Origin of the sequence: Litoreibacter albidus (assembly GCF_900107015.1) — a bacterium.
In the GTDB taxonomy this organism is placed as follows: Bacteria; Pseudomonadota; Alphaproteobacteria; order Rhodobacterales; family Rhodobacteraceae; genus Litoreibacter; species Litoreibacter albidus.
In genome coordinates this window covers 193,497-208,000 of record NZ_FNOI01000001.1, presented here as the reverse complement: position 1 = coordinate 208,000, position 14,504 = coordinate 193,497, and the positions used below count along the sequence as shown (strand labels likewise).

Below are 14,504 nucleotides of genomic sequence, written 5' to 3'. Positions count from 1 at the left end.
CTTATATATCACCTATGCGCTGAGCGCATGGCTCTCCGTCACCCCAAACCTTATTTAGTCTTCTTGCCAGCCTATACCTCCCCAGATATAGGTTTGATCCAAATTCTATCAACCCTTTGTCAAGGAAGTGACACAATGCCGAAGATTAACGGAAACGAAATCCGCGGTGGCAATGTATTGGAGCACAACGGTGGCCTATGGGTCGCTGTGAAGGTGGACCACGTGAAGCCCGGCAAGGGCGGCGCTTTTGCCCAAGTGGAGATGAAAAACCTGCGGAATGGCTCGAAACTGAACGAGCGTTTTCGCAGCGCCGACAAGGTAGAGAAGATCAGGCTGGAACAAAAAGACCAGCAGTTCCTCTATGAAACCGACGGCATGCTGACATTCATGGACACGGAAACATACGAGCAAATCGAATTGCCTGCCGATTTGCTAGGCGACCGCCGCCCGTTTTTGCAAGACGGCATGATCGCAGTGGTGGAGTTCCACGAGGCCGAGGCCCTCAACGCCTCCCTGCCTCAGAAGGTGACCTGCAAAGTCGTCGAGACAGAACCCGCCATCAAAGGGCAAACCGCCTCCAAAAGCTTCAAGCCGGCCGTTCTGGACAACGGCGTGCGCATCATGATTCCACCGTTTGTCGGCGTTGACGAAGATATCATCGTCGATACCGAGACGATGGAATACTCCGAACGCGCTTAAACGGTGATCCAGCGATCCGGCAAGATATCTGGGTTCGCCAGCTTTGGATCGTTAAACCACTTCGCAGGCCCCACCACACGGGCTTCGGGCCTGCGATCCAACCAGCCCCCCCACCATGAGAACGTCGAGTTCGCGATAATATGGTCGTTGCAATACGACATAAGCCGCAAATCCTCGTAGTGTTTATCTGGCCCGTTATGCCCGACTGCGGTCATGTCGTAAGGCAAACGCAAATTCGCACGCACCCAATCGGGGTCATCAGAAAACACGAACACCTTGAGATCGTGGCCGCCTTGCGACAGCTGTTGCAAGGCACGTAGGTAGTAAGCTTCGTCACAGGTCGCGTAAGTCGCACTAGACTTCGGGGTGCCAAGATAATCGCCACGGCGCATGTGTAGCGATACCGTGTGCCCCGCGTTGGCGATGCGCTTCGCGTACTCTGCATTCTGCTTATCAGGCGGAGTAACGATCCGCAGTTCATCCTCCAACAGATCCAACACATCCGCAAAATAGCGCTCAGACTGGAAGTATCCGTGTAAGTAGGTGTCGTCCGGTGCCTTGGCGATTGCTTCCTGATATCCCAGCCCGTTTTCGCGCATGAACTTTGGATGACGGCCGAACGTTCGCCATAGGGCGTATCTGATCAATTTGTACTTGTTAGGAGGCAGGTCCGATGGCTCTGCGATGCGGGCGTTGATATTGAAATGATCCAATGCGAACGCCCAGTGCGACCCTTCTGGCGCCAATCGCGTATCCAGCAGAAGATCGGTCCCAGTGCGTAAAGACACGGCCCGCGACGCCGCGTATTGGAAAAGCTGATTACCTAGGCCGCCGTAAATTCTGCTGTAGATCATAGTTTCCCCTGTTGCCGAAGGCTTGCTCTACCCTGCCGCGTTTGTCATAGCTTAGATCTCAACTACCCCAACAGCGGACAAACCTGAATGCGAATTTCGCTCAAGCACTGGCTTCGACTGCGCCGCGACCCATGGCGCAAGATTTTCTATGACGCCTTCCGCCAGTGGAAACGCGACAAAATGGAAGCCAAACGCTACAACTTCGAAGGTCTGAGCGAGGACAGCGTGGTTTTCGATGTTGGCGGCTTTGAGGGCAATTGGGCGCAAGCCATTAACGACCGCTACGGGTCGGCAGTACATGTTTTCGAACCACACCCCGCCTTCGCTCAGCGGCTAGTAGAGCGCTTTGAAAACAACCCGAAGATAACCGTTCACGCATTTGCCCTAGGCAGCGAGCCGGGGCAGTTGCACCTGTCTGACGAGGGCGACGCATCGTCCGCAGTGAACGACACCGCGAGTGCAGTCACTGGTGAAGTTCGGGCTGTGTCGGAGTTTATGCAAACCTTTGAATCGCGTGTAATCGACCTCATTAAGGTTAACATTGAGGGCGGCGAGTATGACTTGCTCCCTGCTCTCGTGGCATCAGACAGCATGGCGCGCTTTAGAATTTTACAGGTTCAATTCCACCAATACCGCGAAAGCGATATAGCCTTGCGCGAAAGCATACGTGGCGACCTTGAGAACACCCACACCGAAGCATGGAGCTATCCGTTTGTGTGGGAAGAGTGGCATCTGGCTCAGCCGTAGGAGCATGATGCCCCTGCTTGGACGGTCAGCGCTGCCCGACGCAAGTAATCGGCATAGAATCTGGCCCGCGTAGCGTTTTCAAGAACAGCATCTCGACGTTGATCGTAGTCCTGAACACTGACCATCCCCAAGGCACGCTGAATGTCAGCTTCAGTCTCGCAAATGATGAGGCCCGCGGGATCAAAGTAGTCCCCGATGTTGGGGCAGCCCCAGTAGATTGGAACCGTTTCGCAAAGCGCGGCATCGACGATCTTTTCTGTAAAGTAGTCGCTCTCCCGCGTGTTCTCGATGACGACCGAATAGCGATACGGAGCGAGGCCGTCCTGTTTGCGCTTGAACGGGTTATACCCCCGCCCCATGACCGCAACGTCCAAGCCCTTGTTGCGCACGTGATCAACAATCTTGTGGCGCAACTTATGCCCGTCGTGATCTCGTTTGGCCGACGCGATAAGCGACGTCATCTGCGTCTTGTCAACGACTACGCCGTCGACGTCCTCGATAAACGTAAACCCAAACACAAGATGCATAGCGTTCGGCGCGGCGTCGAGGAGCGCGCGGTTCTTTGTTAGGATATTTTGAAACCGCCACCGCAACCTGCGGGCGCTGTTCAGATGGTGGGCATGAACGGCGTCTGGCTCGACAATCATGACCGATACTTTCGCGCGCACACCAACCCATGGCAGGTAGAACATGGGCTTGCGTGGAAATGTAATCAGATGGTCATCAGGCCCCATATCCGCCACTGTCCCTTGTTGCAGACGTTCTGGTCGCCCGAGCGGCCACACGAGGTCGTCCAAGGGCATCTTGGCAATGCCCCACGTCGGCCAGCGCCCGTATGGCACAACGGCGTATGCCGGTTCATTATCCCTCATTTGCGTCGCCTCACGAGTGGCAACCGCGAGTTGTAGTTGGTCTCGGGGTGCGGTGGGTGGCCGTGGGTTCTCTGCCAATAGGAAATACCGCCGCGTTTGAGCCATACCGGCAGGCAGAGGGCTAGCCCTACGACAAAGCCGCCTGCGTGCGCCCAATAGGCCACGCCGACGCCGTCGGCTCCCAGACTGGCAACGCCGTTGAACAGCTGAAGCGCGAACCACACACCAAGCATGACCCATGCCGGAACGGTGAAAATCTTGAAGAAGATAATAAAGATGAGAATGATATCGACCCGCGCGCGCGGGAAAAGGAGCAGATAGCCCCCCATGATCCCAGCAATGGCGCCTGATGCACCGACAACCGGTGCAGTGCTGGTTGGATCTGCCAAAAGCTGCCCCAGATCGGCACCAATCCCAGCCGCCAGATAGAACAACGCAAACCCGACGTGGCCCATCTGGTCTTCGAGGTTGTCGCCGAATATCCACAAAAATAGCATATTCCCCGCGAGATGCATAAGCCCACCATGCAAAAACATGGAAGTTACGAGGCTATGAAGGCCCGCCCCGCTGCTGACGCGCTGCGGTTGCATACCCCACGTCTGAAAGAACGCCGCCAAGGCGGGTTCATTGTCAAACAATGGCCAGTAACTTGCGAAGATCACGACGTTAATCGCGATCAACGCATAGGTCACATAGGGCGTGCGCTCGGACGGGTTGTGGTCACGTATCGGGAACATGGCGCGACGCTGACGGATTGCGCGGGGAGGGTCAACCACCCACCTCCGCCAGCAGTGCCGCGTTACCGCCCGAGGCCGTCGTATCGATGCAAACATGCCGCTCTGCCACAGTGTCGCACGGGCGTGGCACGTCGGTGATAAGCTGCAAAATCGGCCCATCGCGCCCCGCCAAGCTTTGACGCAGCTGACGCGTGGTGTCCGCGTCCCCCCACCAAACGGCGCCAGAGATACCTTCGGCACTGGCAACCTCCGCGATGTCGCCACGACGAGCCACGCCGCCTGCTTTGGTGACCGCATCGATTTGAGCCGCGTGATCTGGGCCGAGGCACAAGAACGGGAGGCGAGCAACCGTCGACAAGCGGTTGGTCTCCCCAGTTGGGCCCGGCATCTCTTCCACCGGAGCAACGGGCGCGGCCCCGTTGCTTTGCGTGAACTTGGTCAGGTATAGTGGGCCACCCGCCTTGGGGCCTGTGCCCGACAGGCCCTCGCCGCCGAACGGTTGCGAGCCGACGACCGCGCCAATCTGGTTACGGTTCACATAGACGTTGCCCGCCTCGATGCGGTCAACAACCGCCTGCACGCGGTCGTCGATACGGGTGTGCAGCCCGAAGGTCAGCCCGTAACCCGTGGCGTTGATTTGGTCGATCACCCCGTCCAGCTCGTCTGCCTTAAAGGTTGCCACGTGCAGCACTGGTCCGAATATCTCCTCCTTCATTTGCGCGATGGTATCCACGCGAAGAAGCGTCGGCGTGATAAACGTGCCCTCCGCCGATGGGGCTTGTCCTTCGTGAAGCACCCTGCCCTCTGCGCGGGCGGCTTCAATATAGCTCGCGATCTTCTCGCGCGCAGCTTCGTCGATGATGGGGCCGACGTCAGTGCTGACCGACCAAGGGTCGCCCACCGTCAAAGCGTCCATCGCGCCTTTGATCATCTCAATCAGGCCATCTGCCACGTCATCTTGCACATACAGACACCGCAGGGCCGAGCAGCGTTGCCCTGCCGATTGGAATGCGGATGCAACCACGTCGCGGGTGACCTGCTCCGGCAAGGCGGTGCTGTCGACAATCATCGCATTCAACCCGCCAGTTTCCGCGATCAACGGTGCTACTGCATTCCCGCTATGCGCCAAGCTTTCGTGGATGCGCATCGCGGTGCCGGTGGAGCCCGTAAAACACACGCCGTCGACAAGCGGTTGCGACGTCAGTGCGGCGCCCACTTCACCGCCCCCCGGCAGCAGCTGCAGCGCGTCCAGCGGAACCCCCGCCTCATGCAACAGGGATGTGGCCAAGTGAGCGATCAACGGTGTCTGCTCCGCGGGTTTCGCTAGCACTGCATTGCCAGCCGCTAAGGAAGCCGCAATTTGCCCGGTGAAGATGGCCAGCGGGAAATTCCACGGTGAGATGCATACAAAGCGCCCACGAGCCGCGCCCGTCAGCTTCAAAGCCTCCCCTGCGTAGTAGCGTAGAAAATCAACCGCTTCGCGAAGCTCCCCGATGCAATCGGGCATGGTTTTACCTGCTTCCCGCGCCAAAAGTGCGAAGATGCGGCCCATATTGGCCTCGTAAATGTCCGCGGCCTTAATCAAGACCGCCGCGCGGTCCGCTGCGGACGCGGTCCATGGCTGGGCCGCCTGCGTCGCCGCCGCCGCATCCTGCGCCGTTGCCAATCGCACCGTTCCAACCCAATCGTGCGGTGCAGCGGGCGCCTGCACCTTGCGGTTTTCCGCACCAGCGCTCGCAACGGCCATCAAGGGCTCGCTGTCGGCCTGTTCGCCGCGGCAGACATCCCGCGCGCGGTCAATCGCGGCCATATCGTGCGGGTCGGTCCAGTCCCAGCCTTTTGAGTTCTTACGCCCCGGGAAAATGTCAGCCGGATGCGTCACAGCGGGGAATGACAGCCCCTCAAGCTCTGCAAATGGGTCGGACGCCACCTCTGCCGCTGGTACATCCTCGTCCACGATTTGATTCACGAAGGAGCTGTTTGCACCGTTCTCGAGCAGGCGGCGCACCAGATAGGCCAGCAGATCGCGGTGCGCGCCGACAGGGGCGTAAATTCTACAACGGGTTTTCTCTGTCTTCAAAACGATGTCGTGCAGACGCTCCCCCATGCCGTGAAGACGCTGGAATTCGAACGCGCTTTGGTCGTCCGCCATGTCAAGGATCGCGGCCACCGTGTGAGCGTTGTGTGTGGCGAACTGCGGATAAATACGGTCCGTGTGGCCCAGCAGCTTACGGGCGTTGGCGATATAGGACACATCCGTCGCTTGCTTGTGGGTGAACACCGGAAAGCCATCCAGCCCCATGACCTGCGCGCGCTTGATCTCCGTGTCCCAATACGCACCCTTCACCAGACGCACCATGATACGGCGGTCCAATCGGGTGGCCAATGCATGCAGCCAGTCAATGACGAAGCCAGCGCGGGGGCCATAGGCCTGCACCACGACGCCGAAGCCATCCCAACCGACCAGCTCCCCGTCCTCCAGTGCCGCTTCAATCACGTCGAGCGACAGGTCCAAGCGGTCCGCTTCCTCCGCATCAATGTTCAGGCCAACACCGCCCTTGGCAGCCAAGCGGCAAAGCATGGTCAACCGTGGCAGCAACGTCGCCATCACGCCATCTTTATGTGGCGCCTCGTACCGCGGATATAGTGCGGAGAGCTTTACCGAAATGCCCGGGTTGGAGCGCACGTCGCCGTGAGTGGCCGCCTTGCTGATCTGCTCGATCGCATTGCGGTAAGCTTCAAGATAGCCCAAGGCGTCGCTGTCGGTCCGCGCTGCCTCGCCAAGCATGTCGTAGGAGTAGGTGTAGCCCATAGCTTCTTGCGCTGCGGCGCGGGTCATCGCCTTGCCAATGGTTTCCCCCAGCACAAACTGGCGGCCCATCTCCTTCATCGCGCGCGTCACAGCCGTGCGGATAACCGGCTCCCCGAGCCGTTTCACCATTCCGCGAATTTGCCCTGCGATCCCAGCGGTTTCTTCTTCCAAAACCTTGCCTGTCAGCATCAAAGCCCATGTCGACGCATTCACCAAGGATGACGCCGAGTGCCCCAAATGCTTGCCCCAGTCGGACGGTGCTATCTTGTCCTCGATCAGCGCGTCCATCGTGTCCGCATCCGGTACGCGAAGCAGTGCCTCTGCCAAGCACATGAGCGCGATGCCTTCGTCGGTCGACAGACCGTACTCGGCCAGAAACACTTCCATCAATCCCGGCTTGGCTGAGCGGCGGATCTGCTCCACCAGCTCTGCCCCAGATGCCGCGATGCGCGCACGATCTGCCGCTGAGAGGTTCGCTGTCGCGATCAATTGGTCTAACATATCACGCTCATTCGGCAGCATATGAGCGCGCATTTCGTCACGTAGATTAGCGGAAACTGAAGTGGTCATGGCAGACTCCTCTCTGCAGGGTATTTGGCGACCTTATCTGCGCTATTGCAAACAAGAGTCCCGTCCTGCAGGGTTTGGGCGGATTCTGTCCCGTAGATTCGAGATTAAGCAGGCAAAATGACTGATGAGCTAGACACATATGACACCGCCATCCTCAAGGCCGTGTCGGCGAACGGCCGGATCACCGTTACCGATCTGGCGGAACGCATCAACCTGTCCAAATCCCCGACCCAAACCCGCCTGCGCAGGTTAGAGAAAGACGGCTATATCCGCGGCTACACCGCCCAGCTCAACCCCGTTAAACTGGGGTTGGCCCACATCGCATTTGTCGAAGTAAAACTGGATGATACGCGGGAGAAGGCGCTGAAGGCCTTTAACGTGGCCGTCTTGATGTTGCCGGAAATAGAGCAGTGCCACATGATCGCGGGGAAGTTCGACTACTTGCTGAAAGTCCGCACACCCGACATGCGAACCTACCGCCGCATCTTAGGCGAACGGGTCAGCGCATTGCCCCACGTCGCGCATACCTCAACGCACGTCGTTATGGAGGCGGTGAAGGAGGACGCGATTTAGGCCCCTGCCCTTTACTTTCCCGCCCTTCCACGGCACCCCAGACACCCAGCTGATCGGAGTTCCCGCGTGACCAAAGCAATCATGATACAAGGCGCCGGTTCCAATGTGGGCAAGTCGATGGTTGTGGCGGGCCTATGCCGCGTTTTCGCGCGGCGTGGCATGGAGGTGCGCCCATTCAAGCCGCAGAACATGTCCAACAACGCCGCCGTTACCGAAGACGGGGGCGAGATCGGGCGCGCACAGGCGCTGCAAGCGATGGCTTGCGGTGTGCCAGCCCATACCGACATGAACCCAGTCCTGCTAAAGCCTGAGAGCGATGTGGGCGCACAGGTGATCGTGCAAGGGAAACGCTATGCGACGCTGAAAGCGCGGGACTATGCCAAGGCCAAACCAGACCTGTTGTCAAAGACGCTGCAAAGCTTCCACCGACTCTCGAAAGCCGCCGATCTTATTATCATCGAAGGCGCAGGCAGCCCCGCCGAAATAAACCTGCGCAAAGGCGACATTGCCAACATGGGCTTTGCCGAAGCGGCAGGCGTGCCTGTGGTATTGATCGGCGACATCGATCGTGGCGGCGTCATCGCGCAAATCGTGGGAACGCACTGTGTTCTGCCAGAGAAGGATCGCGCCCGCATCAAGGCATTCATGATCAACAAGTTCAGAGGCGACGTGACCCTGTTCGACGAGGGGATGGCCGAGATCACCGCCCGCACCGATTGGGCCCCGCTGGGCGTGCTTCCTTGGTTCGCTGACGCGTGGCAGCTTCCGGCTGAGGACGTGATGGATATCTCGTCTACCTCCCGCAGTGGCGACGTTATCAAGGTCGTCGTTCCAAAGTTGTCGCGGATCGCGAACTTTGACGATCTCGACCCGCTTGCCATGGAGCCCGGCGTGTCGGTGGAGGTTATAGAGCCCGGCCGGCCCCTGCCCGCCGACGCAGATTTGGTGTTGCTGCCTGGCTCTAAATCCACCGTCGGAGATTTGGCGTTTTTGCGGGCGCAGGGGTGGGACATTGACCTGCTCGCCCATGTCCGGCGCGGCGGGCACGTGTTGGGGATATGCGGCGGTTATCAAATGCTCGGGCGCACCATTTCGGACCCTGAAGGCATTGAAGGGGCGCAGGGCAGTGTCAGTGGCTTGGGCTTGCTGGATGTTGACACGGTGATGGCCCCGCTAAAGCGCCTCGCGGATGTGGAGGGCACGCACCTCGCATCGGGGGCAGCGGTTACTGGGTACGAAATCCACATCGGAACCACGCGCGGGGCGGACACGCTGCGACCATGGCTCAAGATGGACGGTGCGGACGCTGGCGCGACCTCCCCCGACGGCAAGGTAGAAGGGTGCTACATACACGGGCTGTTTACGTCCGATGCATTTCGCAAAAGTTATCTCGCGAAACTTGGCGGCACCTCCGCTGTCAGCGACTACAGCGGTGCAGTCAACACAGCGCTAGACGCGCTCGCGGATCATTTGGAACTGCACGTGAATGTAGACGAATTTCTGGAACTCGCCGAAACCGTCGAAGTCAGCTGAGCGTTATTCGAACTCGCGGGTTAGCAACGCGCGGTGAATCTCGCGACGCACCAGTTTGCGCACGTTGCGCGTGATCCGCTCGCCCAAATCGCCAGTCAGCTCCTGACGCACAATCTCCGCCACAAGGTCACGCAGCGCGTCTTCGTCAATGATGCTTTCCTCCAGATCGGCCAAATCGACATCAACCTCGTCTGGCGCTTCCGGCTCTTCCATGACGGAAGCGGCGGCGGCGGACGCAAAAACGGTCTCGGCTTCCAGCGTCTCTTCTTGGGGCAATTCTTCCACGATGGCTGCAAGCTTCGCGTCCGCCTCAACGTCGTCTATCTCCGAAGACACTTCTTCAGCTTCCTCAGTCTCGACTGAAGTCGCAAACTCTGGCTCGTCTACCCACGCGTGCGCAGGATCAAAGTCTTCGCTGCTCTCTGCGGCCTCTTCCTCAACATCCTTTGCGCTATCGCTTGGCGCATCTTCGGAGAATGCAGCTTCCCCAAAATCTTCCGCTGGTTCTGGTGCAACTTCCGTCGGGGTCGTATTGCGGCCGTGGCGGATAAAATCAATGACGGGGGCGCTCTCAGGCTGCTCATCATCCTCGTAGTACTCGTCGTCCGCCATGGACGGCCAATCCGCGTGCTCCGCAGCGTCACCCTCATCTTCAGACGGCGTGTCTTCAAGCAAGGTCTGACGGAAGTTCGACATTTCCGTGTGGCGAAATTCCGGGACGCTTTCTGGCTCTTGGGTATTCACGCGAAGCGCAGATGTGAGAATCAACGCGTCCGGCTGTTTCTCCACCTCAGGGGCTTGGACGGACGGGGCGTCGGGCTCTTCTGTCGCCTGAAACACGGGCGGCTCAGCAGCCTCCGGCCCCTTAGTTGCAGGGCGTCCGTCCGAATTCGTATCCGAGACAAGTCTACGGATGGACGACAGGACATCTTCCACATCAACGTTGGTTACCGGATCAGACATATGCTCAGCCTCTGCAGTTTTCAGGCAAGATACCTGCCGTGTATCCGCGTGACAACCGATCGTTAGAGTCTTCAGTTCTTTTGATAGCGATTCAAAATACGGTCGAGCTTCTTGCCGGACTTGGAGATAGGCACAGGCGCGTCTTTCACTGCGTTGTAGTACTCCGCTGGGTCATAGCGCACGACGTTCAGCCCCAAATTATCCGCGGTCAGCAATCCCATCGACGCCAGCAAGCTGTAAGCCGCCGAATATACTTGGGTTTGCGAGACAACCAGATTGGTGCGAGCATCCGACAAATCTTGCTCTGCGTCGAGTACGTCGAGCGTGGTGCGTGCACCCAGCTTGGCTTCCTCGCGAACACCGTCGAAGGCGATCTGCGCCGCACGAATCTGCCGCTCTGAGGATCTGACCTGCGCTCTCGCCACGGCCAGCTGCGCCCAATTATTCCCGACGCCCTGCTCAACGCTTAGCACTTGCTGGTTCAACTGCGCCTTGGAGGAATGAACCAGAGCCAACGCGCGACGCGTCAACGCCGACAACTGGCCACCTTGGTAGATCGGTACCGACAAGGTTAGCCCGATGCTGGAGCTATCCGTCGTTCCCGACGAATCCGTGTGCGATACGCGCCCCGATGCGGACAAAGAGGGCCGCGTGCCTGCCTTGGCACGGGCGTAGCTCAACTCGTTGGCTTTAATCTGGTGCTGGACTTGATCAATAAGCGGATTGGACCTGCGTCCCGTCGCCTTGGCCGCATTCTCGGAAGCCGGCAATTTGGGTAGGCTACTGATCCGCTTCAAATTGGACGGCGCCCGACCCACTGCAAGCTTGTAAAGCTCGCGTGTGATCTCCAACTGGCCTTGAGCGTTCGCCAAGTCGCCACGCGCCGAGGCAAGGCGGGCTTCGGCCTGCGCCACGTCGGTGCGTGTAACTTCGCCCACTTCAAAACGGTCTCGCGCCGCCCGCAATTCTTGGGTGATCAGGCGCAGGTTGCTTTGACGCAACCCTAATACACGTTGGTCACGCAACACTTGCACATATGCGTTGACCGCATCCAGCAACACGGCTTGCTCTTGCTGCACCAACTGGCTGCGCACAGCCAAGACAGATTCCTTGGCGGCCTCAACCGCCAGCTTGGTGCGCCCAGCATCCCAAAGCAGCATATCGACAGACAGCGCCACGGTTGCCGCCAAAGACGCCCCCGCTGCGGTGCGGTTATCAGTTTGGGTCAAGGACGCACTGCCGCCAATCTGCGGACGCAGAGCCGAGAGCGCCACGGCTACCCCCTCATCCTCTGCGCGCAGCAATGCACGGCTTTGATCTAAAAGGTTGGAGTTGTTATACGCAGCGGTAAGCGCGCTGGCGAGCGTCTCTGCGGAGAGCTGGATTGGGGCGATCCCAAGGACCACCCCGAGAACTACACCGCTAAAAATACGTCGTGTCATGCGACCCTACCTAACCTGTCATCAAGCCTGTCTGCGGCTTTCGATTTTCGGGCTATTACACCCGTGACGTCTGACTATAGCGAGAACACGGGCTCAGTTCCGAACCCAGGAAGTACCGGAGCGCTCGCATTGAAGACCAAGCCCCAGCTCACCTTGCCGTTGGATTTCAACCCCAAACGGGCCTCTCCCGGCGCGATGTCTGTGAAAATCGCCAGAATGCGCCCGCCTTCCTTCAGCTGCGCAAGCAGGTCTTCAGGAACGTCGCTCACTCCGCCCTCCACACAAATCACGTCATAAGGGCCGGCCTTGGGCGCGCCCATGACCAACGGACCGGTGACAACGACAGCGTTATCCACGCCCTGTTCGGACAAGGCAGCCTCCGCGTCACGCGCCAGCGTTTCGTTCTCTTCCAAAGCAACAACCACGTCTGCCATATGCGCCAGAACCGCGGCGGAGTAGCCAAGGCCACACCCCACATCAAGGATCACGTCAGAGCGCTGAATATCAAGCGCATCCAACATCTTGGCGAAGGTGCGCGGCTCCAGAAGTACCCGCCCAGCTTCAAGGTCAATATGTCCGTCAGCATAGGCCACGTTGCGCTTGCTTTGCGGAACATAAGCCTCTCGTGGCACCGAAAGCATGGCGTCAATAATCGGAAATTTGGTTACATCCGACGGGCGTACCTGCGTGTCGACCATCATTGTACGGTTTGTAGCGTTATCAAGCATACTAAACTCATTAGTCTAGTTTCAGTTAACGACGGTTTGACACAATTCAGTTCATGCGGCAACGCCCAAGTAAACCATGAGCGCCGACCGTCGCAAAATTGACTCAGACCATACCATGCGCGCCCAACACCGGTCAAATAAGGCGCCACGTGCCCGCGGCCATGTTGGTCGCCACAAAACGATAAATGCCACTCACCCTAGCTCTTGCACGACCCCTGCGGTTGGTCTAGAGAACGCAAACACCGTTGAGGCGAGTTGGCGGAGTGGTTACGCAGCGGATTGCAAATCCGTGTACACCGGTTCGATTCCGGTACTCGCCTCCAAGTGTTTTCAATGACTTAGCGAGATTGCCAAAACGAGGCGAAGCAAAGTCTAAACAAATGTCTAAACATTCTGTTTTTGTTCTGTTCGCATTTGCTGTGCCTGAGTGGCCCTGATCTTTTGGCGAACTTTCTTGGTGTAGTGCAAAACCATGGCCGGACTTTGGCCCGTCACAGCGGCAACTAGATCGTCACCGCAACCAGCCTCCACAAGCTCGCAAGCGGCGTTGTAACGCCAACTGTGAATATCGTAGCCAAGCGCCCCGATCTTTACCCTAACGTTCCTGACAGCCTGAGACGCGCCTCGGTAGGACCAACGGTTCGTGCCCCTCTCATTGGTCAGTAGATAAACCGAATGGCGACTTGCGGCGTCTAGAGCTGATTGCAGCTCTGGGAGGATAGGAACCCAAAGCTCCTTGCTTGTCTTATTTTGCTTGATGACAAATCCGCCCCCTTGAATGTCGGACCAGCGCATCTCCAAAACGTCACCGATCCGCTGCCCCGTCCCGACGCAAAGCTCCATGACGAGGCGCTCTCTGGTGCCTAGCTTACAGGTGGACCGATAGACTTCGAGAAGCTCACGTGGCCAAGGCTCACGCCCTGCCCTTTCCGTCTTAAGTTCGGGAACACCCCTCACAGGATTGGTTTCACGCCACCCTAGGTCGACGCAGTGCTCCATGAGCACACGCAGGACGCGCAGAGAGTAATTTGCAAAATATGGCTTGGCCGCATTTGCATCCCTTAACCGGATGACGTCTTTGCGCATCATACTCGCCGGATTGGCTTCACTCATAATCGATAGGAAGAAATCGAGATATTTGTCATAATCAAGCGCAGTACGTGGCTTGAGCCGCGCGTAACGCGGCGACTTCCTATAGGCAGACACAAGAGCCGCAAAATTGCGATGAATTACGCGTTGGGGCTTATCCTTGCACGCGAGAATATCCGCGTACTCTTGCCAAAATTCTGGGGTACCAAACTCATTCTTAAATTTCTGGGACGGCCATCCCCGCCGCTGAAAATAGATGCCATTTCGTTGTTTGTAGACGTGCTTTGGAAGTTCACGTTTTGCCATGGCGCATATCGATCCTCTCGAACTCATCAACGTTCTCGCCCGAAGATAGCACAAGCTCAATCTTTCGGCCCTCAATGGCCACGCTGGCCACAGACTTTCCGGCCTTTTCCACAGCCTGAAGTAGGCTAAGAGCCTTCTGTTCGAGTGTTCGCGTTGACATAGCATACCTATAAAACTAAGCGTTTGCGCATCCTAGGGCTGAATGAGGCGTCCCGCCGCATGCAAACTTCACTTGGGTTTGAGGTTATGTACTTTGGATCAACTTGGACAACACGTAGACAGGCTTTGTGTCACTAAACGCATATAAGCCACTGTAACAAAACGTTACCAAATCCAACGATTTTAAAGCATTTAACGTCACCAATTCCCTCTCACCCCTACCCAGCAACTAGGAAGAGTGCGGCATGAAAATTGGTGTCACTAAATGCATATATCCTCAAGGGGTGTGTATGTGGACGGCGCCATCCCCCCTCAAATATTTGGAGTTTCCGGGGGAATGGCACCTAGCGCAAGAGCTAGAAATCAGAGAACAGCGAAGGCCGTTTGCACATGTGGCCAAGTGCTCCTTGGCGGAATGCG

Annotated in this window: 12 protein-coding genes and 1 tRNA gene; 5 read left to right on the top strand and 8 right to left on the bottom strand. The window is 57.9% G+C overall.

Annotated elements, in window-relative coordinates; all coding sequences use genetic code 11:
* Positions 1-135: 135 nt before the first annotated feature.
* Positions 136-699 carry an elongation factor P gene (gene efp / locus BLW66_RS01070; RefSeq protein ID WP_089943682.1) on the top strand — a complete coding sequence of 188 codons (564 nt, stop codon included), beginning with the start codon at positions 136-138 and terminating at the stop codon, positions 697-699.
* On the opposite strand, the gene BLW66_RS01065 is transcribed toward efp, so the two are convergent.
* The gene (locus BLW66_RS01065; protein ID WP_089943679.1) at positions 696-1,553 is read right to left on the bottom strand and encodes an alpha-1,2-fucosyltransferase; all 858 of its coding nucleotides are present in this window, start codon (positions 1,551-1,553) and stop codon (positions 696-698) included. The genes efp and BLW66_RS01065 overlap by 4 nt on opposite strands.
* Before the next feature lie 87 nt (positions 1,554-1,640).
* On the opposite strand from BLW66_RS01065, the gene BLW66_RS01060 reads away from it, so the two are divergent.
* Positions 1,641-2,300: an FkbM family methyltransferase gene (locus BLW66_RS01060; protein WP_089943677.1), complete on the top strand. Its 660-nt coding sequence runs from the start codon at positions 1,641-1,643 to the stop codon at positions 2,298-2,300.
* Here the strand turns inward: BLW66_RS01060 and BLW66_RS01055 are convergent.
* From BLW66_RS01055 to putA, 3 genes are read right to left on the bottom strand one after another with little or no spacing between them, the layout of a single operon-like run.
* A complete protein-coding gene (locus BLW66_RS01055) occupies positions 2,291-3,172 on the bottom strand; it encodes a glycosyltransferase family 10 domain-containing protein (protein WP_170833361.1) in 882 nt (293 codons plus the stop codon). The genes BLW66_RS01060 and BLW66_RS01055 overlap by 10 nt on opposite strands.
* Positions 3,169-3,909, bottom strand: a complete 741-nt coding sequence (locus BLW66_RS01050; protein WP_089943671.1) for a rhomboid family intramembrane serine protease — start codon at positions 3,907-3,909, stop codon at positions 3,169-3,171. Before BLW66_RS01050 ends, BLW66_RS01055 begins: the two co-directional genes overlap by 4 nt.
* A gap of 31 nt (positions 3,910-3,940) precedes the next feature.
* Positions 3,941-7,291: a bifunctional proline dehydrogenase/L-glutamate gamma-semialdehyde dehydrogenase PutA gene (gene putA / locus BLW66_RS01045; protein WP_089943668.1), complete on the bottom strand. Its 3,351-nt coding sequence runs from the start codon at positions 7,289-7,291 to the stop codon at positions 3,941-3,943.
* A 117-nt stretch (positions 7,292-7,408) separates the two neighbouring features.
* On the opposite strand from putA, the gene BLW66_RS01040 reads away from it, so the two are divergent.
* Positions 7,409-7,864, top strand: coding sequence for an Lrp/AsnC family transcriptional regulator (locus BLW66_RS01040; RefSeq protein WP_089943666.1), 456 nt, complete (start codon positions 7,409-7,411; stop codon positions 7,862-7,864).
* A gap of 66 nt (positions 7,865-7,930) precedes the next feature.
* Positions 7,931-9,397 carry a cobyric acid synthase gene (locus BLW66_RS01035; protein WP_089943663.1) on the top strand — a complete coding sequence of 489 codons (1,467 nt, stop codon included), beginning with the start codon at positions 7,931-7,933 and terminating at the stop codon, positions 9,395-9,397.
* A 3-nt stretch (positions 9,398-9,400) separates the two neighbouring features.
* Here the strand turns inward: BLW66_RS01035 and BLW66_RS01030 are convergent, their stop codons facing one another.
* From BLW66_RS01030 to BLW66_RS01020, 3 genes are all read right to left on the bottom strand, one after another.
* Positions 9,401-10,360: a hypothetical protein gene (locus BLW66_RS01030; RefSeq protein WP_089943661.1), complete on the bottom strand. Its 960-nt coding sequence runs from the start codon at positions 10,358-10,360 to the stop codon at positions 9,401-9,403.
* Positions 10,361-10,431: 71 nt separating this feature from the next.
* Entirely contained in the window at positions 10,432-11,802 is a 1,371-nt protein-coding gene (locus tag BLW66_RS01025) for a TolC family outer membrane protein (RefSeq protein WP_089943659.1), read from the bottom strand.
* 74 nt (positions 11,803-11,876) lie between these two features.
* Positions 11,877-12,530, bottom strand: coding sequence for a protein-L-isoaspartate O-methyltransferase family protein (locus tag BLW66_RS01020; RefSeq protein WP_089943656.1), 654 nt, complete (start codon positions 12,528-12,530; stop codon positions 11,877-11,879).
* A gap of 249 nt (positions 12,531-12,779) precedes the next feature.
* Here BLW66_RS01020 and BLW66_RS01015 point away from each other — a divergent pair.
* Positions 12,780-12,853 (top strand) — tRNA-Cys (locus BLW66_RS01015).
* A gap of 61 nt (positions 12,854-12,914) precedes the next feature.
* On the opposite strand, the gene BLW66_RS01010 is transcribed toward BLW66_RS01015, so the two are convergent.
* On the bottom strand, positions 12,915-13,925 hold the full coding sequence (locus tag BLW66_RS01010; protein ID WP_170833360.1) for a tyrosine-type recombinase/integrase: 1,011 nt from the start codon (positions 13,923-13,925) through the stop codon (positions 12,915-12,917).
* Between the last annotated feature and the right edge of the window lie 579 nt (positions 13,926-14,504).